Annotated in this window: 16 protein-coding genes; 4 read left to right on the forward strand and 12 right to left on the reverse strand. The window is 64.9% G+C overall.

Features of this window, described 5'->3' with window-relative positions:
* Positions 1-9 precede the first annotated feature (9 nt).
* From EMB92_RS10945 to EMB92_RS10955, 4 genes are all read right to left on the reverse strand, one after another.
* Positions 10-1,017, reverse strand: coding sequence for a carbohydrate ABC transporter permease (locus tag EMB92_RS10945; protein WP_043260024.1), 1,008 nt, complete (start codon positions 1,015-1,017; stop codon positions 10-12).
* Complete coding sequence (locus EMB92_RS11560; protein WP_156101961.1) at positions 1,014-1,151, reverse strand: hypothetical protein; 138 nt, start codon at positions 1,149-1,151, stop codon at positions 1,014-1,016. The genes EMB92_RS10945 and EMB92_RS11560 overlap by 4 nt, the downstream gene beginning before the upstream one ends.
* Positions 1,151-2,080 carry a carbohydrate ABC transporter permease gene (locus EMB92_RS10950; protein WP_150394905.1) on the reverse strand — a complete coding sequence of 310 codons (930 nt, stop codon included), beginning with the start codon at positions 2,078-2,080 and terminating at the stop codon, positions 1,151-1,153. Before EMB92_RS10950 ends, EMB92_RS11560 begins: the two co-directional genes overlap by 1 nt.
* A 603-nt stretch (positions 2,081-2,683) precedes the next feature.
* Complete coding sequence (locus EMB92_RS10955; RefSeq protein WP_150394906.1) at positions 2,684-4,045, reverse strand: ABC transporter substrate-binding protein; 1,362 nt, start codon at positions 4,043-4,045, stop codon at positions 2,684-2,686.
* Positions 4,046-4,381: 336 nt separating this feature from the next.
* On the opposite strand from EMB92_RS10955, the gene EMB92_RS10960 reads away from it, so the two are divergent.
* Positions 4,382-6,991: a sugar porter family MFS transporter gene (locus tag EMB92_RS10960; RefSeq protein ID WP_223847716.1), complete on the forward strand. Its 2,610-nt coding sequence runs from the start codon at positions 4,382-4,384 to the stop codon at positions 6,989-6,991.
* Positions 6,992-7,311: 320 nt separating this feature from the next.
* Here EMB92_RS10960 and EMB92_RS10965 read toward each other — a convergent pair whose 3' ends face one another.
* The 5 genes from EMB92_RS10965 to EMB92_RS10985 all read right to left on the reverse strand — a co-directional run bounded on the left by EMB92_RS10965 (position 7,312) and on the right by EMB92_RS10985 (position 15,424).
* A complete protein-coding gene (locus EMB92_RS10965) occupies positions 7,312-11,676 on the reverse strand; it encodes a thiol reductant ABC exporter subunit CydD/CydC (protein ID WP_150394908.1) in 4,365 nt (1,454 codons plus the stop codon).
* Between the two features lie 235 nt (positions 11,677-11,911).
* The gene (locus EMB92_RS10970) at positions 11,912-12,733 is read right to left on the reverse strand and encodes an ABC transporter ATP-binding protein (RefSeq protein WP_150394909.1); all 822 of its coding nucleotides are present in this window, start codon (positions 12,731-12,733) and stop codon (positions 11,912-11,914) included.
* Positions 12,730-13,605, reverse strand: coding sequence for an ABC transporter ATP-binding protein (locus tag EMB92_RS10975; protein ID WP_150394910.1), 876 nt, complete (start codon positions 13,603-13,605; stop codon positions 12,730-12,732). The genes EMB92_RS10970 and EMB92_RS10975 overlap by 4 nt, the downstream gene beginning before the upstream one ends.
* Complete coding sequence (locus EMB92_RS10980) at positions 13,602-14,408, reverse strand: ABC transporter permease (RefSeq protein ID WP_150394911.1); 807 nt, start codon at positions 14,406-14,408, stop codon at positions 13,602-13,604. Before EMB92_RS10980 ends, EMB92_RS10975 begins: the two co-directional genes overlap by 4 nt.
* Positions 14,409-14,410: 2 nt before the next feature.
* On the reverse strand, positions 14,411-15,424 hold the full coding sequence (locus EMB92_RS10985) for an ABC transporter permease (protein WP_223847717.1): 1,014 nt from the start codon (positions 15,422-15,424) through the stop codon (positions 14,411-14,413).
* Positions 15,425-15,875: 451 nt separating this feature from the next.
* Here EMB92_RS10985 and EMB92_RS10990 point away from each other — a divergent pair, with 451 nt between their 5' ends.
* Positions 15,876-17,936 (forward strand): cation:proton antiporter, encoded by a 2,061-nt coding sequence (locus EMB92_RS10990; protein ID WP_190973668.1) that lies wholly within the window; start codon positions 15,876-15,878, stop codon positions 17,934-17,936.
* A 94-nt stretch (positions 17,937-18,030) separates the two neighbouring features.
* Here EMB92_RS10990 and EMB92_RS10995 read toward each other — a convergent pair whose 3' ends face one another.
* Positions 18,031-19,623, reverse strand: a complete 1,593-nt coding sequence (locus EMB92_RS10995; protein WP_043167591.1) for an ABC transporter substrate-binding protein — start codon at positions 19,621-19,623, stop codon at positions 18,031-18,033.
* Positions 19,624-19,861: 238 nt separating this feature from the next.
* Complete coding sequence (locus tag EMB92_RS11000; protein ID WP_081887266.1) at positions 19,862-21,478, reverse strand: sugar porter family MFS transporter; 1,617 nt, start codon at positions 21,476-21,478, stop codon at positions 19,862-19,864.
* A 557-nt stretch (positions 21,479-22,035) separates the two neighbouring features.
* Here EMB92_RS11000 and EMB92_RS11005 point away from each other — a divergent pair.
* Positions 22,036-23,859, forward strand: coding sequence for an AMP-dependent synthetase/ligase (locus tag EMB92_RS11005; RefSeq protein ID WP_150394963.1), 1,824 nt, complete (start codon positions 22,036-22,038; stop codon positions 23,857-23,859).
* 81 nt (positions 23,860-23,940) lie between these two features.
* On the opposite strand, the gene EMB92_RS11010 is transcribed toward EMB92_RS11005, so the two are convergent.
* Positions 23,941-24,726 carry a hypothetical protein gene (locus EMB92_RS11010; protein WP_043167588.1) on the reverse strand — a complete coding sequence of 262 codons (786 nt, stop codon included), beginning with the start codon at positions 24,724-24,726 and terminating at the stop codon, positions 23,941-23,943.
* A gap of 152 nt (positions 24,727-24,878) precedes the next feature.
* Here EMB92_RS11010 and EMB92_RS11015 point away from each other — a divergent pair, with 152 nt between their 5' ends.
* Positions 24,879-25,565, forward strand: coding sequence for a response regulator transcription factor (locus tag EMB92_RS11015; protein WP_043167586.1), 687 nt, complete (start codon positions 24,879-24,881; stop codon positions 25,563-25,565).
* Positions 25,566-25,640: the final 75 nt, after the last annotated feature.

The raw sequence follows: 25,640 nt of genomic DNA on the forward strand, positions 1-25,640 counted from the left end.
GAATTATTGTTATTCCTTGACGGCGCCGGCGGCGAGGCCGGACTGCCAGTACTTCTGCAGGGCGAGGAACGCGATCACCAGCGGGATGATCGTGATCAGCGAGCCCGTGATCACCAGGTTCTGGATCGCCTGACCACCGGCCGTGGACGCCTGGTCCTTCCACTGGTTCAGACCGATCGTCAACGGATACCAGTCCGCGTCCTTCAACATGATCAACGGCAGGAAGTAGTTGTTCCACGTCGCCACGATCGTGAACAACGACGTCGTCACGATACCCGGCGCCAACAGGGGCAGACTGATCTGCCAGAACGTACGGAACTCACTCGCGCCATCCACGCGAGCCGCCTCGAGCAGTTCGGTCGGCACGGCCTGGTCGCTGAAGATCCACATCAAGTAGAGTCCGAACGGGCTGATCAGACTCGGGATGATCATGGCCCACGGCGTGTTCGTCAACCCCAATTTCGCGAACAGGAGGAACTGCGGGACCGCCAACGCGATACCCGGCACGGAAATCGAACCGATGATGACCGCGAACACCGCCTTCCTGCCCGGGAACCGGAACTTCGCCAACGCGTACCCGCCCATGATCGCCAGCAGGGTCGCGCCGCCCGCGCCGACCACCACGTACAGGAGCGTGTTGACCAGCCAGCGGCCGAAGATCCCGTCCTGATACGTGAACACCGTCACGATGTTGTCCCACAGGGCGAACGTCTTGCCGAAACCGAGACCGAACGTGCTCGTGAAGTCCGCCTGGGTCTTCGTCGCGTTGATCAGCAGGTACACGAACGGGAACAGGCAGTACACCGCAAAGATCGCGCACACCACCGTCATCCACACGCTGCGGCGCGGATTGTTCACATTCGCGAAACCGGCCTTCGCGCTGCGTTTCCTCTCGGCGGCCTCGTCGCGGGCGATGCGCTTCTGACGCTCGCGCTCGGCCCTTTTCGCCTCGCGCTCCTGTGCGCGCAGCTCCGCATCCGTCAAACGGGTGGACACACCCGCATTCGCCGTACTCATTTCCTGATCTCCTTACCCATCGACGATGACATCCCCGGCATCCAAAGCGACGCCCGACTGACGGCGGCGCCCACGGCGGCGCCCGCACCCGTCACGCGCGGCGCATCAGCACGCAGCACTTGCGTCACCAGCATCACTTCATCTGCTCCTTCATACTGTTCAACTGCACCGCATACGCGATCGCCATCGTGATCACCGCCATCGTGATCGCCAACGCCGCCGCATAATTCGACTGGTTGCCACTGAAGCTCAGGTTGTACGCATACATGTTCGGCGTGTAATACGTCGTGATCGCATTACCCGGCACCATATTCTGCAAAATCGAAGGCTCATTGAACAACTGGAACGAACCGATGATCGAGAAGATCACCGTGATCGCCAGACTGCCCTTCAACTCCGGCAGCTTGATGCTCTTGACGATCTGCCACTCGCTCGCGCCATCGATCGACGCCGCCTCATACAGGCTGTGCGGGATCGTCGACAGCGAGCTGTAGAAGATCAGCATGTTGTAACCCGTGAACTCCCACGTGTTGATGTTCCCGATCGACGCCAAGAGGACGTTCGGAGCGAACAGATCGATGTTCGTGCCGAAGAAGTCATTGAACGAACCGATCAGACCGTACTTCGCGCCATACACGAAACCCCAGATCAGGGTCGAGACCACCGCGGGGACCGCGTACGGCAGGAACGTCGAGATACGGAAGAACTTCGTGCCATGCAGCTTCATCGAATCCAACGCCAACGCCATCAACGCCGACAGGAACAACATGATCGGCACCTGCACACACGTGAACAACGCCACACGACCCACACTGCTCCAGAACTGACCGTCCTGGAACAAACGCGCGTAGTTCTCCACCCCGACGAACCTCGTACCGCCGATCATCTGCTTCTTGAAGAAACTGATATAGATCGCGTACACGATCGGAATGATGAACACGAACACGAACACCACCGCAAACGGCGCCATGAACTTCCAACCACGCCAATCCGGCTTATGTTTGTTGACCCGGGCGGCCACCGAATGGCCGCCGGTCATGACGGGAACCGATTGTTCGGACATAATGAATCACTTTCTTGACAGTACATACAATTTCAGGCAATTAGAGGAGGCAGAAAAGCCAGACAGCCGGAAGCCCGATCGGGGACCGGAGCGAAACCCGAGTCGGATGCCCGAGGAAGCCAGGAATACCACTGACCTCGACCCTGATTGCTGCGTTATGACACGGTTTCTGCGTTATAAGGGGTACTTTCGGGCCTTTGCGGATATCTATCTCGCTTATGAGGGGTATCCTCACGATGGCATACACAGGTATTCTCGTGATTCAATTACGCCATGAAGCCATTTCCGCGTTCGGATACTACGCGAGGGCACCCCTCATAAGCGAGATAGATGTCCGCAGAACGGCAAAAGTACCCCTTGTAAGCGAGTTATCCGCGGTTTGCGAGCAGAACACCCCTCTGACATGAGAAACGCCACCGCGCAAACCCCTTCGCTCGCTCCACGACGGCCTTCAAACGAGGCGGGTGACCGGACATGTTCCAGTCACCCGCTTGCCTCATTTGCGACGAGCCCGCGCAACCGCCTCGCCCGATGTTTCGCCCCAGCTATTCGCTGACGAGCTCCCGAGGCGAGGCACTGGCCAAGCAGGCGACTCGCCTAGGCTCACTTGACGGTGACGGTGTAGCCCTGCTGCTCGCCCTGCTCGGCCAGCTTCTTGCCGTAGTTCTCCAGAGCCTGCTCGAGAGTGATCTCCTTGGTGTAGGCCTTGGAGACCTCGTCGCCGTAGGTGGACTGCGCGTACGGGTTGTACGGCAGGTACTGGAACTTCTCGGTCGGGCGCTGCGCAGCCTCGGCGAGGATCTGGTTGACGTTCTGACCGCCGAAGTAGTCGTTGGTCTTCTTGTTGGCCTCGGTGGTCGGATCGGTGAAGGAATCGGACTGCAGGATCTTCTTCAGGGACGGGAAGGTGCCGGTGTCGGCCATGGTCTGGGCGCCGTCGCCGTGGGTCAGGTACTCGACGAGCTTGTAGGCCGCGGCCTGGTTCTTGGAGAGCTTGACGACCGCGAGCGCGGAGCCGCCGTCCTCGGCGGAGACCTCCTTGCCGGACTCCCACTGGGGCAGCTGGGCGACGCGCCAGTTGCCGGCCTGGTCGGGGGCGCCGGTCATGAGGTTGATCGGCATCCACGCGCCGATGGTGAGGGAGGCGAGGGTGCCGTCGTTGAGCTCACGGTTCCAGTCGTCGGACCAGTTCGGGGTCTTGGTGTCGATGAGGTCCTCATCGATGAGCTTCTGGACGAACTTGATGTAGCGCTGCATGCCCTCGTCCTTGGTCATGTTAATGGTGATGTTCTCGCCATCGACCGTCCACGGCTTGGCGCCGGCCTGCCAGGTCTGCGCGGTGAACGGCTGGTAGTCGTTGGAGGTGCCGGCGATGTTGGTGATGTAGGAGCCGGTGGCGCGGATCTTCTTGGCGGCCTCGTAGTAGTCGTCCCACGTCTTGATGGATTCGCCGTCGACGCCGGCCTTGTCGAACACGGCCTTGTTGTAGAAGAACATCTCCGGGCCGGAGTCGATCGGCAGCGCGTACGGCTTGTTGTTGTACTGCAGCTTGCTCCACGGGCCGGCGGCGAAGTCGTCGGAGAGCTTGTCGGCGCCGTACGCGGTCAGGTCGACCAGACCGTCGGTCACGGCGAACTGGGTGACGGTCGGGTCCTCCAGCATGACGGCGTCCGGGGCTCCGTTGCCGGCGGCGATCGCGTTGGTGAGGGCGGTGGAGGTCTTCTCGGCGGTGCCCGTGTTGTTGAACTTGACGGTGATGCCGGGGTTGGCCTTCTCGAACGCCTTGACGATGTCCTTCATCGAGTTGCCGGAGTCCCAGCCCCATACGACGAGGCTGGCCTTGTCGGCGTCGCCCTTGTTCGCGGAGTTGTCGCTGGCGGTGTCCGAGCCACCTCCGCAGGCGGCGAGTCCGACGAGTGTGGCGACCGCGGCACCGGCCGCGACGATCTTCTTCAGGTTGTGCATGGTGTTATCTCCTCCTGGACCTGCGAGTCGAAGTACGTTCTCCGATTCGTTGCCGTCCTGTTTCCTGTCTGCCGCACTTGGTGGTACATCTGTGTACCAAGTACGATTCTTATGATACAGCCGTGTACCAATTTGTCAACGGGCAACCGCGGGACAGCGTGTCGAGCCTGACGGATCCACGCGGACACACAGTGAACGCACAGTGGACGCACAGTGGAATCAGCCAGCCAAAAATGCCAGGCATCGGTAATATAGACCCCAATCCCCCATAGCTGCATTTGAGAGGAAGAGCAAATGGCGGGCCTGTTTCAGGCTGTTTCGAAACAGCGGAACCCCTTGGGAACGACCATCCGGACGCAAGGTTCGGGCAAATACACGTTCGGGCTGGCCCTAAGCGCCGGCCTCGCGGGACTGCTGTACGGATACGACACCGTATCCATCTCCGGCGCGATCGAATTCCTTCGCGCGAAATACAGTCTCGACACCGTGATGGAGGGACTGGTCATCTCCTCCATCATGATCGGCGCGATCATCGGCGCCGCGACGGCCGGCTTCCTGTCCGACAGGTTCGGCCGCAAGAAGATCCTCATCATCGGAGGCGTGCTCTTCTTTGTCTCCGCCGTCTGGAGCGCGCTGACCTTCGGCCCGATCACCCTGATCGCCGCGCGCATCGTCGGCGGATTCGGCATCGGACTGACCGCCGCACTCGCCGTCACCTACATCACCGAATCGGCACCGACCAACATCCGCGGACTGCTCTCCTTCTCCTACCAGATGCTCGCCGTGTGCGGCATCTTCCTGACGAACGTGATCAACTACGTCATCGCCTCGTACGGCACGAACCACTGGGACGTCGAGACCGGCTGGCGATGGATGCTCGGCCTCGGCGCGGTCCCCGCCGTCGCCTTCCTCGCGGCGATGCTGAGGGCGCCCGAAAGCCCGCGATTCCTCATCCAGATCGGCAGGGTCGACGAGGGCTTCGAGGTACTCGAGCACATCCTCGGCACCGAGCGCGCCCGACTGCGCACCGATGATATCAGCGCGTCGGTCAAGCTCGAGAACGAGATGTCCAAGGAGTTCCACGACCTGTTCCGCCCGGGACTGATCAAGGCACTCATCATCGGCATCTTCCTGGCCGTATTCAACCAGTTCGTCGGCATGAGCGCGATCTCCTACTACGGACCGGTCATGTTCGCCGACATGGGATTCGGCGGCGACACCGAGTTCCTCGCCTCCGCGAGCGTCGGCGGCATCGAACTCGTGTTCACGGTCGTGGGCATGTACCTGATCGACACGTTCGGACGCAAGCGTCTCATGGCGATCGGCACCGGGCTCATGTGCCTGTTCGCCCTGTGCATCTCCGCATCCTACGCGACGGACAGTTCGCTGCTCACACTCGTGTTCGTGATGATGTTCGCCGCGTCGTTCGCGTTCTCGATGGGACCGATCCCGTGGATCGTCATCCCGGAACTCTTCCCGACCTACCTGCGCGGACGAGCCACCGGACTGTGCGTGACCTGTCTGCTGTTCGCCAACTTCGTGATCGCGCAGTTCACGCCGATGATGATCGACGGGCTCGGCGGCGGCGTCTCGTTCGCGATCTTCGGCATCCTTGACCTCATCGGACTGGCCGGCATCGTCACCATCGTTCCGGAGACGATGGGACGCACGCTCGAGGAGATCGAGCATCTGTGGCAGCCGAACACCGAACTGGCCGCGGCGAAGTACGCGCTGAGTTCGGCCGACGCGAACATCCGCCACGCCGAGGCGACGATGATGCGCGTCGAGAACGAGCGCCTGCAGGCGATGGGCATCATGGCCGCGGCGGAACGGGCCCGAGTCGCCGCGCAGAAGAAGATCTTCGAAATCGAAATGGAGGAACGGTCCAAGGCCGAGCGCCGATCGGCCGAACGAGTCGCCGAAGAGGCGCGTCAAGCGGCGCATACGCGCGGAGCCGAATCGCTGGACGCATCGCTGGCTGCGCGTGGCGAATCGGCCGAAAACGCCGATATCGCCTCGGGGATCAGGCGGATGAAGCCGAACGGCGTGGGCCGTTCCGATAACGCCTACCTGCACGAATCGCAGCTGCATGGCGAGAGCGAGGAGACGGTCACGTCCCATTCGATCGCGATGGCCGATGGAGGGAATGCCGCCGGGGGGTTTGGCGATTCGGGCGAAATCGGCGTTTCGGTCGATTCGGGCGATTCGAGCGATTCGAGCGATTTAGACGATTTGGACGAGTCAAGCGAAGCCGGGATGACCAAATCGCGAACCCCGGACTCCTTGAAGACCACGGGTGCGACCTCCGCATCGACCGACGCCACGGGCTACGGAACCGATGGGACCGCCGATGATCGCGCGGTTTCTCTCGCGGAGGATGGGCGCGGCAATGCTGTCCGCGATCGCGATGTCGATCACGATACCGATCACGATACCGATCGTGCAGCCGAGACACAAGGGCGGAGCTCCCGTGAGAATCAGGGCGATCGCAATCAGCATGAGGAACACGAGGACGACGCCGATACCGCAACGCATCGGGACGCACGGATCGAAATCCCCGATATTGCGCCGGAAGGCATGGGATCAGGCAGATCCGGACGCAGGATCGACAGGGTCGATCCCAGTGACGGCCGCGACACCGGACGTACCACCGGGCATAACACCGAACGCAACACCGGACTCAATGAGAGCCACGACGGAGGGAATGGAGCCGAGCGCCGGGCCGAACGCCGGGAGCCGCGTGTACTGGAATACGGCGAGGCGATTCCGAACCGTCCCATCACCCCTGACCCCGAACTGTCGCGGGGCGTGCTGCTGCCGCGCGAGGCCGATATCCATCCCGTTGAGGCATCGAATCCGACGGGGGTCTCGGCGAGCGAGGAGGAACGCGAATCCGCCGCCATCGACCGCGCGCTTGACTCCCTCGACGCCCTGATCAAGGCGTAGGCGTCGGCCTCTTATCCTCTCATCCTCTCATCGAGACGCGAGTCCCCCTACCTAACCCCTACCTAACCCCTACCTAACCCCTACCTAACCGACACCTAACCGACACTCACCTAACCGACATCAACCTAACCGACACCCACCTAACCGACACAGCCCTCCCCCGGTTCCACCCAGTTCTCCCTAATTCTCCCCGAGTCCCCCTATGCGAGCGTCACAAATTACCGAAATAACCCTTGATCTCGGGAATAAGTGACACTGCCTCGAGCTCAGCGTCACTTATTCCCGATGAGTGGATTGTTCTCGGGAATTTGTGACGCTGCTTAACGCAGCGAGAGCGTCTGGTCGGCGATGCGCATCGCGGATTCGCGGTGGGAGACAAGAACCACGGCTTTGGCACGGGGGGTCTTGACCGACGACTCCGCGGCGAGGGTTGCCCCGGAGTCCGAGACAGCAGTAGCGCCCAAGACAGGGGTAGCGCCCGAGACCGGAATCGAACCTGGAGCCGTGGGAGCGTCCGAAACCTTAGTAGCGATCGAAACCGTCGTGGTGTTCGAGGCCGGTTGGGCAGCATCCGTGCCCTTGCCGCGGGCGAGATCGCGGATCGAACGCAGGATGACGGCCTCGTTGAGGGCGTCGAGGCGACTCGTCGGCTCGTCGAAGAGAACGAGGTCGGCGTCGCGCAGGAACACGCGGGCCAGACCGATGCGCTGGCGCTCGCCTTCGGACAGGCGGTCGCCAAGCTCGCCGACGGGGGTATCGAGGCCCTTGGGCAGCGAGTCGATCAGGTCGAGGACGGAGGCCTTGCGGCACGCGTCGCGCAGCAGCTCGTCACTGGAGTGCACGGAAACGCCACCAGCGTTATTGGTGCCGGTGACCGTCGTCGCGACTGACAGCTCATCACTCGAGCGTACGGGGACGTCACCGGAGCTGGAACCGACGGATCCATTAGCGGAGCGGGACGAGCTGCCACTCAGCTCCCGAGGGAGAGCCTCCTGCGGGAGGGCGAGGAGGAGATTGTCGCGGATCGTACCGTCGAACAGATGCGTCTCCTGACCCATCAGGGCCTGCACGCGACGGCGGTGATGCGCGTTGACCTGCGGCAACGGCGTGCCGGACATCGTGACCTTGCCGGACTGCGGGTCCCAGTAGCGCATGAGCAGCTTCAGCGTCGTCGACTTGCCGCGGCCGGAGGGGCCCTGAATGCCGAGGATGCCGGTGATCGGAATGTCGAGGGTGAAGTCGTCGAGGACCGGAGCGCCGGCAACGGACGCGGTCTGGTCATTGGTGACGGCGACGCCCGCGGAACCGTCCCTACCGTCCCTGGCGTTCGACGGGTAGGCGAAGGTGACGTGGTCGAGTCGCATGCCCTCGTAGTCGGGCGTGTGCTTGCCGGACTCGCGCACCGCGGGCGATTCGTCCATCAGAGCGAACAGGCGGCGGGCGGAGGCGAACGTCTGCGTCAGGTTCGCGGGCAGTGCGCTCAGCGCCATCGTCGGGCCGAAGGAGCTGGCGAACAGGACGAACGCGACGATGATCGACGGCACCTGCGCAAGGTCGACGGAGGCAGCGCCGAACGCGGCGCGCAGTACGGCCGCGGTCGTCAGGATCAGCACGAGCAGGCCGCCGATCGCGGCGAATCGCCCGTTGACGCGGCTCAGATCGGCGTGCTTGCGCCACAGTCGCTTCGTGCGCGTGACGATCGCGGCGACGCGATCCTCGCCACGGCCGAATCGGATGATCTCGTCCAGACCGCGCATGTCGTCGAGCATCACGTCGTCGAGCGCGGAGGCCTGACGGCGGATCGCCGGGCCGAGGTTGCGCACGCCGGTGGCGAAGAACTTCGGTACGAGCACGCCGATGATCAGGTGAGCGACAATGAGCAGCAGCGCCATCATGGGGTCGAGCGTGAGCAGCGCGATCGTGTACGCGACCGATGTGACCACGGCGATCGCCACCGGGCTGATCGTGTGCGCGAAGAAGATCTCCAGCAGCTCCACGTCGGTGGTGATCAGGGCGATGAGATCGCCCTTGCCGTGTCCGGCGAGCTTGGCCGGCGCGAGGCGACGCAGCGCGGCGAACGCCTTCGAGCGGAACAGGGCGAGCAGGTGGAAGGCGACGTTGTGGTTGAGATACTGCTCGACATAGCGCATGATGCCGCGCAGGAGCGCGCAGACGATCATCGCGATGACCGCCGGCCGCACGTCCATCCCCCACACCGGGTGTCCGGCGAGCGCGAACGCGGCGATCATGCCGAACACCGGCAGGAAGGTGGCGGACAGGTGGCCGATCGCGCCGGTGACGGAGGCGGCAGTCATGAGGCCCGCGAGGGGCTTCGCCTCGTTCAGGAGCCGGGCGATGACCTGTTGCGTGGTCATCGATTCGGCCGGGGCGGTCGGGCGCGGCTTGAGGATTCGGAAGTCGGATGGACGGTCGGTGGCGGTGCCGGCTCTGGCGGTGGCATCGGCATCGGCGACGGCATCGGCGGCGGCATCGGCGGAATGGGCCGTCCTGAAGGCGGCCTTGTTCTCCTCGGTCCGGTGGGCGCGTTCCTTGCGGCGCTTGGCGACGCCTTCGCCGTCGTAGGAGGGCGGGACGTTCGCGGCGGACTTGGTCCCGACGGATTCGGCAAGTTCGGATTCGCCGGTGGCCTCTCCCCCAGTCAGCTCCGCTGACTGCTCTTTCGTCAGAGGGGGCCGGAGAGCACTGTCAGCGTCGGCGCCCTCGTCGGTATCCGTGCCGAGGGATTCGATATCGGCCTGCGTGTGGAAGAGTTCGGCGTAGCGGCCGCCGGCGACGAGCAGGTCGATGTGGTCGCCGGTCTCGACGGTCTCGCCGTGGTCGAAGACGACGATGCTGTCTGCTCGCACGGCGTTGGCCATGCGATGCGTGATCATGATGACCGTCTTGCCGTGGGTGGCGGCGAGTTCGCGGATCGTGGTGAGGATGAGTTCCTCGCTTTCGACGTCGACGCTGCTGGTCGCCTCGTCGAAGACGACGATCGGCGCGTCGTGCAGCAGCGCGCGGGCGATGGCGATGCGCTGGCGCTGTCCGCCGGAGAGGTTCGCGGCGTCCTGTTCGATGGTCATGTCGAGGCCGTCGGCCTGTTCGCGCACGAAGTCGGCGATGCGCGCTTGTTCGAGCGCCTGCCAGAGGCGGGATTCGACGGCGTTCGCTTCGGTGCCGGTCGATTCGCCCGCGGGCAGGGCCATCGTGAGGTTGTCGCGCAGGGTGCCGGCGAAGAGGTGACTGTGCGCGCCGATCAGCGTGACCGCGCGGGAGAGCGAGTCCGCGTCGAGGCGTGAGATCTCGACGGCGGTTCCGGCGGCCGCGCCGATCGTCAAGGAACCGGAGTAGCCGGCGATCGTGCCGGCGAGGAGCGCGGCGGCGGTCGACTTGCCGGAGCCGGACAGGCCGACGATCGCGGTGACCTGGCCGGGACGCGCGGTGAAGGTCACGTCGCGCAGGGCGGGCGACGGGGACGGGGACGGGGAATCACCCGCATCATAGGAGAAGCCGACGTGGTCGAATCGGACGGTCAAGTCCGTGGCGTCGGCGGGCAGGGATTCGTCGCCGCGCGGCGGTTCGGGCGCGTCGAGGAGCGCGAAGATGCGCTTGGTGGAGGTCATGCCGTTCATCGCGACGTGGAAGTACGAGCCGAGCTGTCGCAGCGGGATGAAGAAGTCGGCGGACAGCAGGGCGATGAACAGCAGTCCGGACAGCGTGATCGGCCCGCCGATCGTGAACGGGAACACGTAGGACAGCGCGTAGCCGACGTACGCGAGCGGGCCGGGCAGTCCACCCGCCCAGCTGACGAGCGAGACGCCGGCGGCGGCACCGGCGGCACCGGCGGCACCGGCGGAGCCGAGCCCGGAGGCGTACTGCCACAGGGCCATGCCGATGCCGGCCGCGGTGCCGCCGTACGCGACGATGTCCATCGCGGACAGGGATCGCAGCTGGATCTGCAGCACGCGCATCGTCATGATGCGGAAGTTCTCGGCCTTCTCGTCCATCTCGCGGGCGGCGCGCTCGTCGGCGTCAAACGCCTTGAGGGTCTCGAGGCCCTGCAGATCGTCGAGGAAGGCGGCGCCCATGTCGGTGTATCGGCCCCAGTACTTCTTGAACACGCGGGCGGCGCTCATCGCGACCATGCCGACGATCACGACGATGAGCGGCGCGCATATGAGCAGCGTGAGCGAGGTAGGCAGGTTGATCGGGGCGATGACGAGGAACAGGGTGATCGGCGCGATCACCGCGTAGAACAGCTGCGGCAGGAACAGTTCGAAGAACGTCTGGATCTGTTCGATGCCCTCGCCGGCCGACTGGACGATGTCGGCGGTCTTCACGCGCGTGCGGTAGGAGGGGCCAAGCGCGAGCATCTTGCGGTAGAGCTTCTCGCGCAGGGCGAGTTTGACGCGTTCGGAGGCTTCGGTGCCGAGTCGCGCGGCGAGCGTGGTCATCCAGAATCGGATGATCGCGCACACGGCGATCATCGCGAGGTAGAAGATGAGGTCGCCGGCCATCGGAGCGGATCCGGCCAGTCCCGGCGCGATGGCGTTGCCGAGCAGGGCGACGAGGGCGATCATGAAGCCGATGTTGGCCAGAAGCGCCACCCACAGGCACGCGATCTTGCCCGCCACGAGCCGGCCGATGCCGGGAGCCAGCTGGAACAGTCGCTTATCGAACATTTTTCTTCCCTTCGCGTGTCAAATCCTTCCCACCGTACCGAAAAGCGGGCTTACACGCCAGAGCCGCTTGCAGCGAATCGTTCTCAATAAGGAAAGTGTGAGCCCATCGCACATTCCCACACAATCGCACATCACCCGAAATCATTGCGATTCCGGGGTTTCGGCATCCCAGATGTGCGATTGACGACGTGTCAAGGCTCACACTTTCCTTATTGAGAACGATTCGCTGCAAGCCCTATAGCGCAACCTCCCGGGCGGCGGCGAGGAGGTCGCCGGAATAGCCGGCCAGGGGCGCGTGGAAGAAGAGGTCGGCGGGGCCGTCGGCGACGATCCGGCCGTGTCGCATGACCGCGACCTCGTCGCACACCGCGTTGACGACGCCGAGATCGTGCGTGATGAGCAGCAGCGCAAGGCCCTGCTCGCGGCGAAGTCGGACGAGCAGGTCGAGGATGCCGCGCTGGACGGTCACATCGAGCGCGCTGGTCGGCTCGTCGGCGACGAGCACGTCCGGCTCGACCGCGAGCGCCCGGGCGATCGCGATGCGCTGGCGCTGTCCGCCGGAGAACGCGCGGGGGCGGCGGGCGAGGATGTCGTCCTCCTCCCCCAGCCCGACCATGGCGAGAAGCCGGCGACATCGCGCGTCGACGACGTCGCGCGGGGGATGCGGGCCCAGCATCCCGTGCAGGATCATGCCTTCGGCGAGGATGCGTCGGATGGTGTGACTCGGGTTGAGCGAGGAGTCGGGGTTCTGGAAGACCATCTGGATGCGCCGACACTGCTCGCGCGTGCGACGGATCGGCGCGAGTTCGCGTCCGTCGAGCAGGGTCCGGCCGGCGGCGGGCGCGATGATTCCGGCGGCGACGCGCGCGAGAGTCGACTTGCCGGCGCCCGATTCGCCGACGACGCCGAGCGCGCCGCCTCGCTTCAGGGCGAGCGAGACGTCGTCGACGGCGGTGAAAGCGCCGTATGCGACGGTGATGTGACGCAGTTCCAAAAGCGCTCCGGAGGTCTGACCGCCGGACGCGGCGGGGACGGCGGGGATTGTGTGGTGACTCATCGCGGCTCCTTGCCTTTCCCGGCGGTCGATCCCGTCTCCTCCTCGGCCGCCCCGGTCGGCTTCTCCGACGGATCGGCGGGGATCGGCAGGATCGCGTCGATCAGGCGTTTCGTGTAATCGTCCTGCGGGTCGGCGAGGATGCGCCCGGTCGGTCCGGTTTCGACGATGCGACCGTGGTGCATGACGATGAGTCGGTCGCACAGGTGCGCGGCGACGCCGAGATTGTGGGTGACGAACAGCATGGTCAATCCCAGTTCGCCGCGAAGGCGTGCAAGCAGGTCGAGTATCTGGCGTTGGACGGTCACGTCGAGCGCGGTGGTCGGCTCGTCGCACAGGAGGACGTCCGGCTGCACGGCGAGCGCGATCGCGATGCCGACCCGCTGGCATTGCCCGCCGGAGAGCTGACCAGGGTAGCGGTCGTGTTCGCGCAGTGATTCGGGCAGTCCCAGTGAGATCAGCAGGTCGGCGGCGCGACGGTGTGATTCCCGGCGAGCGTTCGGGGAGAATCGGCGGGAGAGTCGGCCGGCGTGGCCGGAATCCCCCTTCTCACGGCAGCGCATGACTTCGGCGACCTGCTTGACGACGCCGCACAGCGGGTCGAGGGAGGCGACCGGATCCTGGAAGATCATCGCGAGCCTCGGGCGGGCGGAGGGCGTGGCTACGGCCGCAGGGTCGGCGATGCGGACGCCTTCGGGCATGAGGCCCATGATCGCGCGCAGGGTCAGGCTCTTGCCGGAGCCGGATTCGCCGACGATGCCGACGGTCTCGCCGCGTGCGACGTCGAACGAGACGCCGTCGACGAGCGGCCTGCCGTCGGCCGTCGCCTCGACGCGCAGGTCATGTACGGCGATCAGGTTATCGTCACCGCTCATGCGCTTCTCCTCCAATCGTTGAGCCCGTCGCCGATCAGGGCGAGGGCGATGCCGACGAGCACGACCGCGCACCCGGGCAGGGTCGACACCCACCAGCGGGTCGACAGGAACGACTGGCCGTCGGCGATCATCGTGCCCCAGTCGGGCGTGGGCGAGGCGATGCCGAGCCCGAGATAGCCGAGCGTGACGATCGCGACGAGCAGGGCGACCATGTCGCTCACCAGCACGGTCACGGCCTGAGACAGCACGTTCGGCAGCATCTGCCGCACGAGGATCGACAGGTCGGAAAAGCCCATCACGCGCGCGGACTCGACCCATTCGGCGCTCGCGAGCGAGGCGGTCGCGCCGGTGACGGTGCGCGCGAAGATGATCCATCCCATGATGAGGAACGTCAAAAAGATGCCTTTGACTCCGGTGCCGGTCACGAACGCGACGACCGCGACGAGCAGATAGAACGGGAACGCGATCAGCGCGTCGGACAGGAGGGTGATCACGCGGCGCGGCCATCCGCCGTAGAATCCGGCGACGAGCCCGGCGGCGGTGCCGATGGCGAACGGCGCGGCCTCGACGCCGACCATGAGCGCTAGGTCGACGCGTCCGGCGGCGGCCACGCGCGTGAGGATGTCGCGTCCCAGCTGGTCGGTGCCGAACGGGTGGGCGAGGCTCGGCGGCTGAAGCATCGCGGCAATGTCCTCGGCGATCGGGTCGTAGGGCGAGAGGAACGGGATGACGATGACGGCGAGCGCGATCAGGTCGAGGAGGGCGAGGCCCGCGACGAGGGTGGGGGCAAAGGTGCGTTTCATCGTTATCTGCCCTCCCGTACGCGATAGTCGACGAGGCCGGTGGCGATGCGGACCAAGGTGGAGACGATGACGACGCCGAGCGCGCAGTACATGGCGATCGCCTGGATGAGGGGGAAGTCGCGTGCGGTGATCGCGGAGAACAGGAGCGTGCCGACGCCGCGCAGGCCGAAGACCTGTTCGACGACGAGCGTGCCGCCGATGAGGAACGAGATCTTCATGCCGTACAGTTCGAGCGCCGGCATGAGGGAGTTGCGCAGCACGTGACGGCGGATCGCACGTTCGGGCAGTCCGGCGGCGCGCAGGGTGGTGACGAAGTCGGCGCCGAGCACGTCGAGGATGCGCGTGCGCAGGGACCTGACGATGAACGGGGTCTGGGCGAGCGCGATCGTAAGCGAGGGCAGCGCCATCGAATAGAGCATGCCGTCGATGCCCGGCTGCGTGCCGCCGACGGGGAAGATCTTGAGCGTGACGGCGAAGAGCAGCACGAACACGAGTCCGATCCAGAATTCGGGCATGCCGAGGGTGATGGTGGGGACCACGCGCACAAGCTGGTCGATCCACGTGTCCTTGTGCAGTGCGGCGGTCATCGCCAGCGGCAGGGAGATCGCGACGACGAGCACGGCCGAGCAGCCGACGAGCCACAGGGAGACGGGCATCCGGTCGAGGACGAGCGCGCGCGAGGAGGCGTGGTAGGCGATCGACTCGCCGGTGTCGCCCGTGGTGACGAGCGTCGCGATGAACGACGTGAACTGACGCCACAGCGGCTGGTCGAGGCCGAGTCGGCGATGCATGTCGGCGATCTGCTCGGGGCGGGCCTTGAGTCCCAGCACCATCTGCGCCGGGTCGCCGGGCACGATGCGCACGATGAGGAACACGCCGACGGCAACGAGCGCGATCACGAGCAGCGCGTGCAGGACGACGCCGCCCAGCCAGCGGCCCCAACGTGCCCATCGCGCCCATTGGGTCCATTGCACCCATTGGGCGATGGGTGGTGTTTCACGGCGGGATTGGGTCATGTGGGCCATTGTAGGACCCCCGGCGCGGGGATAATCGCGCATCATCCACGCATCGGCGTGCGCGGGTAGGCCGGCATGCGCGGGTAGGCCGGCGTGCGCGGGTAGGCCGGCACGCACAAGAGGGACGGGCACACGTAAGGAAACCGTAAGGAACTCGCGGACATAATGCCCATATACCGTATGCGTTCCGTTAGGACCGAATGCCCCCCGTACACGCAGTCAATAGCATTTGAAGCGGTGGTCTGTCTCACAATTGCGAAAGATTGTGAACAGTTCCCGGCCCCTTCCGACGAGGGGGCTGTCAGCGAAGCTGACTGGGGGAGAGATACAGGACATACCCGCCCAATTCAATTCGATGAGCCACTAGGGTCCATGCCCGTATGGGGCCCACTCGGGGATGGCGACGGCACGGTCACGTGCGGGACGGCCCCGAGAAGGAGCACATGGCACGATGGCGAACGCGATACTCGTCACGGAGATCCTCTTCGCAATACTGATCTCCTCGTTCCTCAGCCGGTTCCTGCCCAAGATATCGACCCCTCTCATCCAGATCGCCTTCGGCATCGTCTGGTACTTCACGCCGTCGCTGCAGAACATCCAGTTCGAGCCGGACATGTTCATGCTGCTGTTCATCGTGCCGCTGTTCTACCTTGAGGCGCGCAACATCGACCGCAACGCGCTGGGCAAGGACCTCAACCTGTCGATGTCGCTCGCCGTGGGACTCGTGCTGGTGACGATGGCGTTGAGCGGCGTCGCCCTGCACGCCATCTGGCCGGCGATCCCGATGATGGCGGCCGTCGCGATGGGCGCGGTCATCAGCCCGACCGACGCGGTGTCGGTCGCGCAACTCGGCGGCGTCGTCAAGCTCACCCCACGCCAGCAGTCGGTGCTCCAGAGCGAAAGTCTGCTCAACGATCCGGTCAGCCTCGTCGGCTTCCAGACGATGCTCGTCGCGCTCGCCACCGGCAAGTTCTCGCCGGTCGGCTTCGGCTGGCAGGTGCTCATGAGCTTCGTGCTTGGCACGCTGATCGGCGCCGTGGTCGGCTGGCTGTTCGACCGCATGGTCCTGACCCTGCGCCGGCACAATCTCGAGGACGTCACCACGCGCATGCTCATGGAGTGCTTCCTGCCGTTCGGCGTGTACCTGATCTCCGAGCACGTCGGCATCTCCGGACTGCTGGCCGTGGTGGCGTGCGGCGTGGTGATCACGTTCCCGCGCACCGGCGTCGGCGGCGACGTGGCGCGCGTCAACCTCGTGTCGAACTCGGTGTGGCATTTCGTCGACTTCACGCTCAACGGCGTCGTGTTCGTGCTGCTCGGCATCGAGCTGCCGATCGCGATGCGCACGATCTGGGATGATCCGCGCGTGAACCTGTGGGTGGTGATCGGACTGGTCCTGCTGCTGACCGTCCTCACCCTGCTGCTGCGTTTCGCATGGTGCGTGGCGACCCTGCGCTGGGCGAAGGACCTCGTCACCGGCCTGCGCCGCAAGATGACGCCGGAACGCTGGCATTCGGCCGTGGTGATGACCTTCGGCGGCCCGAAGGGCGCGATCTCGCTGGCCATGGCGTTCTCGCTGCCGTATTCGATCGACGACGGCGCGTCGGTGCCGGTGCGCAACATCATCCTGTTCATCGTCTCCGGCTACATCGTCCTGTCGATCCTCATCTCGAACATCATGCTGCCGCTGCTCTCCCCCAAGCCCGAGGACACGTCGAAGGAGGAATGGGCCAAGCGCGACATCGAGATGCTGCGACGCACGATCGCGAAGATCGTCGACGCGGAGACGCCCGAAACGCACTCGGCGGTCACGCGCGTGCTCAAGAGCTACAACGACCGCATCGAACGCGTCGAGATGAACATCCCGTCGTCCTCTCCGCGGGAGGCGAACGAACTGCGCGTACGGACGCTGGAATGGGAGCGCGACTGGCTGCGCAACGCGATCAAGGAGAGGCAGGGCGTGGTCGACCCGGACCAGGAGACGAAAACGCAGCTGGAGGGCGCGAAATACCTGCTCGAACACATCGAGGGGGTGCTGGAGCGGCTCGAGCCCGGCGACGCGGGGCACGGGCACGGCCTGTCGTTCCGCCTCGCGAAGCTGCGCCGCCGGTTCATGCCGGTCATCCGCCGCTACTGGGAGGGCGTGGCGCAGCGCACGCCGGGACTTGAGGCCGAACGCACGCGCGCGATCCGCGCCGTGCAGGTGCCGCTGTACAACGACATCATGGAGAAGCTGCAGGACCTGCTCCTCGACCACGTCTACGACGCCGAACTGGTCGCCGAACTGCTCATCGAATACCGCAAGGGTCTCAACCAGATCCTGGACACGTCCATGACGGCGATCCCGATCACGGACGAATCGAAGGTCGAGGCGGTGCGCGCCGACGCGATGCGCATGGAGCTCGACACGATCCGCGAGATGCTCGAGAACCAGGAGATCACCCGCGAGGACGCGCGCCTCATGCGCGCCAACGTCCACCTGATGCAGGCCGAGACCGTGATGGCGCAGTAGCGTCTGCGGCCGCACGACATCGACGAAGGCCCGCCTCCCGGGAATGAGCCGGAAGGCGGGCCTTCGAAGCGGGTCTGAGGATCCGATCAGCCGATCAGCCGATCTTCACGTCCTGGAATCGCACGGAATCGTTCGGCAGAACCTCGAGACCGCTCACGTTCTTGCGCACGGCCTTGACGATGTCCGGCGAGTACAGCGGGATGTACGGCACCTCGTCGGCCAGCGTCTGCTGGATCTTCTTGTACAGGCCGGCGCGCTCGCTGCCATCGGGCGTGACCTGCGCCTGCTTGAGCTCCTTGGTGACCTCGTCGTTGCTGTAGCTGGTCCAGTAGGACTTGCTGAAGCCGTCCGGGTCGGCCTGGAAGTCGATGATCGAATCGGCGTCCGGGTAGTCGGCCTGCGCGGAGTTGATCATGATCTGGTAGTCGTACGCCTTGAAGCGGGAGCGGAAGGTCGCGATGTCGACCGAGTCGATGTCGAGCTTGACGCCGATCTTCGCGGCCGCCGACTGCAGCAGCTGCACGGCCTGCGAGTATGCGTTGTTGCCGGAGGCGAGCAGGATCTTCGCGCTGAAGCCCTGCGGGAACTTCGATTCGGCGAGTTCGGCCTTGGCCTTGTCGAGGTCGTTGTCGACCGGCTTGATCGAGTCCTGCGTGCTGTATTCGATGGCCTTCGGCAGGACGGTCTTCGCGGCCGTGGCGTGGCCGAAGCTCACGGCCTTGGTGACGTCCTCGCGGCTCAGGGCGTAGGCGAGCGCGCGGCGCACGTGCACGTCGGCGAAATGCTCGTCCTTGGTGTTGAAGAAGAACGTGTGGGTGACCCAGCTGCCCGCGGTCTCCACCTTGGTGTCGGCGCCGTTCTCGAGCTCGTCGAGGTTCTCGAGCGCAGGGCTTTCGATGCCGTCGACCTCGCCGGTCTTGAGCTGGTTGACGGCCTGCGTGCCGTCCTCGACGACCTTGTAGACGAGCTTGTCGATGCCCGGCTTGCCTTCCTGCCAGTAGTGCTTGTTCTTCGTGAACGTGAGGTCGCCGGACTTGTCCCAATCGGAGACGACGAACGGACCGGTGCCGACCGGGTTCTTGAAGAAGTCGTCCTCGGACTTGCCGCCGAAGTCCTTCGGCACGATGCCGTTGGAGAAGTTGGCGAGTTCGGCGAGCAACGGGGTGTACGGGCTGTTGAGCTTGATCTCGACGGTGTGATCGTCCGGCGCGTCGACGGAGGCGATGTCGGCGGTCAGCGGCAGGGCGGCGTCCTTCTCGGCCTGATGCTGCTTGATCGAGAAGACGGCGTCGGCGGCGGTCACGTCGGAGCCGTCGGAGAACTTGAGGCCGTCGCGCAGCGTGAACGTGTAGGTCAGGCCGTCGTCGGAGATCTTGTGCGACTCGGCGAGCCAGTCGATGATCTTGCCGTCCTTGTCGAAGCTGACGAGCGGCTCGAACACCTTGTCGATGGCGAACGCGTTGTTCGCGGTGATCTCGGTCCACAGGTTGAGCGAGGTCACGGAGGCGGCGCGCGCGTAGGTGAACGTGGTCTGGGCGCTTGCGTTGGAGCCGGACGCGTTCGCGTCCGCGTCGCTGGATGCGGTGGTGCCGCCGGTCTGCGAGCAGGCTGCGAGCGAGAGCGCGAGCACCGCGGCGAGTCCGGCCGCGAGCGCGCTTCTCAGTCCCTTGTTCTTCTTCGTTCTCATGATTCTTGGATTCTTCCTCTGCTTGATGCTGTTTGGTTGCGCGCAGGTCGGGCATGCGGCGCATGGCACATGACCCATGGCACATGACCCGGAGCGCGCAGCAGTCATGCGCAATAGTAAACGCCTATCATGCCGCGGTGCAATCGCGACGCGATAGGCGTTCCTTCTAGCGGGCTATAGCCCGGTTTCGCATCCGTTCCCACCTATGTATCGAACATCCGGTTTCCGGACGCGAAGGCTAGCGGGCCTTCTGGGCGGCGACGAGCGCCTCGGCGGCGGCCTTGGTCGCGATCGCGCGCTCCTTGGCGCGGCGGGCGCGGGCGAGTTCGGCTTCTGCGGCTTTGATATCGGCCTCGGCCTGCTTCAGATCGGCGGTGGCGCGCACGACCTCCACCTGCGCGTTGGACTGCTCGCCCTTCGGCTTCCACAGCTCGGCGATCTCCTCGAGCGTCTTGTCCTTCGTCTCGGGCACGAACGTGACGACGCCAAGGAAGCACAGAAGGTTGGTGCAGGCGAACACGAGGAACGTGCCCATGCCGCCGATCGAGTTGATGAGCATCGGGGTGAACTGACCGATCGCCCAGTTGGTGGCCCACAGGAACACGGTGCAGATGCCGGTGGCGCGGCCGCGCAGGTAGGTCGGGAACAGCTCCGGGATCATGATCCACGGGATCGGGCCCATCGAGAACGCGAACGCGGAGGTGAAGCACATCACGAAGATGAGCATGAGCAGCTGGTAGTTGTTCGCGTACGAGAACGAGATGCCGAGCGCGAACAGAACCATGAGGCCCGAGCCGACGGCCATGAGCTTCTTACGGCCGGCGGTGTCGATCAGGTACATGCCGACGACGGTGAACACGAGCTCGATGCCGCCGACGAGCGAGGAGGCGAGGAACTCGGTGTTGCCGCCGAAGCCCATGTGGCTGAACATGACCGGGCCGTAGTAGGAGATCGCGTTCATGCCGATCGCCTGGTTGAAGATGGCCAGGAAGATGCCGATGAGCAGGGCCTTGCGCAGACCGGGCTTGAACAGGTCGGAGAAGCTCGCGTTGGCCTTCTTCTCCTCGGCGATCTGCAGCTGGATCTCCTCGACGTCGCGACGTGCCTTGTCGGAGCCGCTGATGCGCTCGAGGACCTTGTAGCCCTCCTCGACACGTCCGGCCTGCACGAGGAATCGCGGCGACTCCGGGGACAGCCACAGGGCGGCGACGAAGATCGCGGCCGGGATCGCGCCGATGCCGAGCATCCAGCGCCAGCCGGAGGCGACTCCCCACTCGTGGGAGCCGGAGGAGGCGATGAAGTAGTTGATGACGTTGGTCAGGAAGATGCCAGAGATGGTCAGCAGCTGGTAGGCGGAGGTCAGCGCGCCGCGGATGTTGGTCGGCGCGGATTCGGTGATGTACGTGACGGCGAGCGCCGCGGCCAGACCGATGCCGACACCGCCGATGATGCGGGCGAGGATCAGCGTGAACGGACTGAACGTGAACGCGCTCCACAGGGCGGCGACGAAGAAGAACGCACCGCCGAACATGAGGATCTTGCGACGGCCGTACTTGTCGGACAGGAATCCGGAGAAGCCTGCCCCGATCACGCCGCCGATCATGATGGAGCTGATGACGAGGCCCTGCAGCGCGGGGCTGAGCGCGTACTTCTCCTGCAGGAAGTCGATCGCGCCCGAAATGGATACGGTGTCGTATCCGTAGAGCAGACCGGCGAGGCCTGCGCTCAGTGCGAGGCCAACGATGTATCGGCCGGAACCGCGGCGCTGATGGTCGTCGGCTTCCTCCACCGGGGTGACCGATGCGACTTCGGTCACCGCATCTTCCTGTGCAGCTTTCGATACTGCCTTGTTCATGGCAACGTCCTTACGTACTACTTGGTTCTTCCTCTGCTTGCTGTGCGACTGTAAGCGCTTTCCCTGCGTGGCCGTTTCTTCAAGTCTTCAAGCAAACTCGAGGTCGTTAACGCTAACATACAATCGCCGAAATGACATGATAGTATGCGGTCCGCCATTCACAGGCCCAAAAGAGACCTCTTGAACAAACTGTTGCCAAACTGTTATACGAGGGGAACATGCGGACTGACGCCCGGGACCCACGGACCCCGCAGGCCACGAGCCCATGCTCGCACGAGCATCGCATTCCCGATCCGATCCGCCGGCCCCGGCTTGAATCGGCCCGCCGATCGGACGGCGGCACAATCGCACGCCGCCGGCCCCGGCTGGACCCGCACAGTTGTGGCTTCGCACAAAAGCGGCATCGCATGTTGTGGCATTGCGCACAATACGGCGCAACCTACGGGCGCGTAACCTCGTTGACAACATGGCGGGGAGCGTCAACGCGCATGATGACGCACGGCGACGCGCAGCAGGCCCTCCCCGCCGCCGAAACGTACGTACGTAAGGAACGTGGAATGCTCACCGAATACACCACCCCCGGCTCGTCGATCGAACTCAAGGACGACCAGACCATCTACTCCCTGCTCACCGCGCGACTCGAGCGCACCGGCGAGGACACGGTCATCGCCGAGAAGAAGCTCGGCCCCGGCCGCTGGCAGAACGTCACCACCGGCGAGTTCCACCGCATGGTCGTCTCCGCGGCGCGCGGCCTGATCGCCCTGGGCATCGGCAAGGGCGATGCCGTGACGATCTTCTCCTCGACCCGCCTCGAATGGGGCGTGCTCGACTTCGCGATCGCCGCGATCGGCGCGGTCAGCGTGCCGATCTACGACACCGACTCCGCCGCGCAGGCCGAACGCATCATGAACGACTCCGATGTGAAGCTCGCCTTCGCCGACGACCGCGAGCGCTTCGACCGTCTCGACTCGGTCAAGGACCACTGCCCCGCCCTGAAGCAGATCCTCATGATCGAGGGCAACGCGCTGGGCGCGCTGGAGGGTCTCGGCGTCACCGTGTCGGACGAGGAGCTGGACGAGCGCATCAAGTCGGTCGGGATCGACGACCTCGCGACGATCGTCTACACGTCCGGTTCGACGGGCGCGCCGAAGGGCGTGGAGCTCACGCACCGCAACTTCGTGTCGATCACGCTCGCCGCAAGCGAGGCGCTGCACGAGATGATCCTCGACGATCATCCGCGACTGCTGCTGTTCCTGCCGCTGGCCCACTGCTTCGCCCGATTCATCCAGTACGCGTCGATCGCCTCCGACGACGGCGTGGTCGGCTACCTGCCGGACACGAAGTCGCTGCTGCCGGACCTGCGCTCGTTCGAGCCGACGTATCTGCTGGGCGTGCCGCGCGTGTTCGAGAAGGTGTACAACGCGGCCTCGCACAAGGCGGGCGCCGGCTGGAAGGGTCGGCTCTTCCTCAAGGCGGCGGACGCGGCGATCGCGTGGAGCCGCGAGGAGCAGGCCGGCGAGAAGCACACGTTGCGTGAGATCGCCGACCACGCGCGCTACGAGGCGCTCGTCTACCGCACAGTGCGCGGCGCGCTGGGCCCGAAGATCAAGTACGTGGCGTGCGGCGGCGCGCCGCTTTCGCTCGACCTCGCGCACTTCTACAACGGCATCGGCCTGCCGATGATCCAGGGCTACGGCATGACGGAGACGGCCGCGCCGTTCGCCGCCACGCGTGTAAGCGACAACGTGATCGGCACGGTCGGCCAGCCCGCGCCCGGCTCCTCGGTGCGCATCGCCGAGGACGGCGAGCTGCAGGTCAAGGGACCGAACGTGTTCCGTGGCTACCACAACCTGCCCGACAAGACCGCCGAGGCCTTCACGGCCGACGGCTGGCTCAAGACCGGCGACCTCGCGTCGATCGACGACGAGGGACGCATCGCGATCACCGGCCGCAAGAAGGACATCATCATCACGGCCGGCGGCAAGAACGTCTCCCCGATCCCGCTGGAGGAGGAGATCGCCAAGTGCCCGATCGTCGAGCATGCGGTGGTGGTCGGCGACCAGCGCCCGTTCATCGGCGCGCTGGTGACGCTCGACCCGGAGGCGCTGGCCCTGTGGCTGCCCGCCCACGGCCTGTCGATCGACACGCCGATCGACCGCCTCGCGACCAACGCCGCCGTCCACGACGAGATCCAGCGCTATGTCGACAAGGCCAACGCGACGGTCTCGCGCGCCGAGTCCGTGCGCAAGTTCGTGGTCCTCGACACGCAACTGACGCAGGAGAACAAGTGCCTGACCCCCTCGCTCAAGGTGGTGCGCCCGGCCGTCAACCGCGTGTTCGCCGACGTCATCGAACACGACCTCTACGCCGGCAAGCGCTGAGCGCGCCGGAGCACAGCAATAGCCGCACGGATAGGGGTGAGACAACGCAACGATGCCCCGCCCCTATCACATAACCTCGGATCAGCCTGCGGAGTAGAACACCTCGTCGTACGGCATGATCACCTTCGATCGCCCGCCGGAGGCATTGCCGACCTCCTTGCCGCCGCGGGCGGCACCGGCCGCGTCCTCCTCAGGCACGGGCGGGCGATGCTTCAACACATATGTCCCGTCGAACGAATCCTCGCGGGCGATGCTGCGCGCGAACCGCTTGTCGGCGGTGACGACGTCACCGGAACGCCACCACCATTCGCGGATCTGCCCCTTGCCGTCATGGTGGATGACGACATGCCGGGAGCTATTGGGACTCTCGGCCCACGTCGCGTCGATGTTGGGATCGAACCACAGGACCCGCACCGATACGCCCGTGGAATCGACGTTCCCCGCATCAGCGCCATCCTGCGCTGAACGATACGGTCCGACGCCCTCGACATACAGGCGCAGAATGGATTCGCGGCCGGCTCGCACATCCGCGACAAACTTGGAGATCCGCTCATCCTCGGGCCCGCCGAGAACATACCATGGATACGACGAGTCCTCCCCCGGATCGGCGGAGTATGCACGCCAGCCGTATTCGGCCCGACCGCCATACACGTACCCTCTGTCCTTCAGCTGGCTGACGGTGACGGATTGGTCGAGCGCGGACAGTTCATCGTAGATCCGCTGCGAGGTCATACGCGTTGCGCGCTGCCAGACGAACGCGCCGGTGACAATCACCGCGAACGTGAGGAACGCGGCGAGCAGCCACCACCATGTGGGCCGCGCAGACAGCCGATCCGTCATCCTTCCCGTCATAACGTCCTTGTTCATCACGACCTCCTTTCGTGTGATCTTTCGTAAGGACCAGATCCCTACACCGATGATTCAAGCCTATGCGTTCCCGGCCGCCGCCGGACAGCAGACGACATGCACCGAATGACATGGGCTATCGGGCGGCGTGTCACCGGCCGTAGACTTGGGTCATGGATCGAAGCAGCGCATCTCACGGCAAGGGACGACAACGAATCGTCATCGCCATCGTCGACAACGATCGTATGGCGCTGATGGCACTGTCCGCGTTGCTCACACGCGAAGGATTCACGATCCGTTGGACCGCGCAGCTGGGCGCGGCCGCGATCCAACGCTGCATCCGCGCCGATGATCGTCCCGACGTGCTGCTCGTCGACATGGCGCTCGCCGACATGACCGGCGTGGACGTGTGCCGCACCGTACGCCGCTGGACGCCGTCCATGACGATGATCGGCGTGACCGCCTACGATCCGGATGTGTATTGTGACGCCGCGATGGCCGCCGGTGCACGGCAGGTCATCAGCAAGGACGACATAGCCGGCATCGCGCGAGCCATTCGCGATGCGGCACCCGCAGGAGACCCTCGCCCATTCACCGATGCGGATGCCGTCGTCGGCATCACTATTCCATCAGAACCGTCTGATCCCGAGCCGGAACCTGAACGGTCGTTCGCGTTGTCGCGCCAGCAGACCGACATCATGCGACTGTATGCGGACGGGCATTCCACCGAGCAGGTCGCGGACGCGCTCGGCATCTCCAAGGGCACGGTCTTCGCGCAGGTCGCACGCGTCCGCGAGAAGCTGCATGCGCGCGATCGCAACGAGGCGGTGGCACTGTGCCGTCGATACTTGAGAATGTGAGGGCGGTGATCATGCGGAGGCAATCATCACGGATATCCTCATCGGAATCGTCGTCCCGACCTGATCGCGATCATC

This window comes from Bifidobacterium callitrichos (genome assembly GCF_008698085.1).
Classification (GTDB): domain Bacteria; phylum Actinomycetota; class Actinomycetes; order Actinomycetales; family Bifidobacteriaceae; genus Bifidobacterium; species Bifidobacterium callitrichos.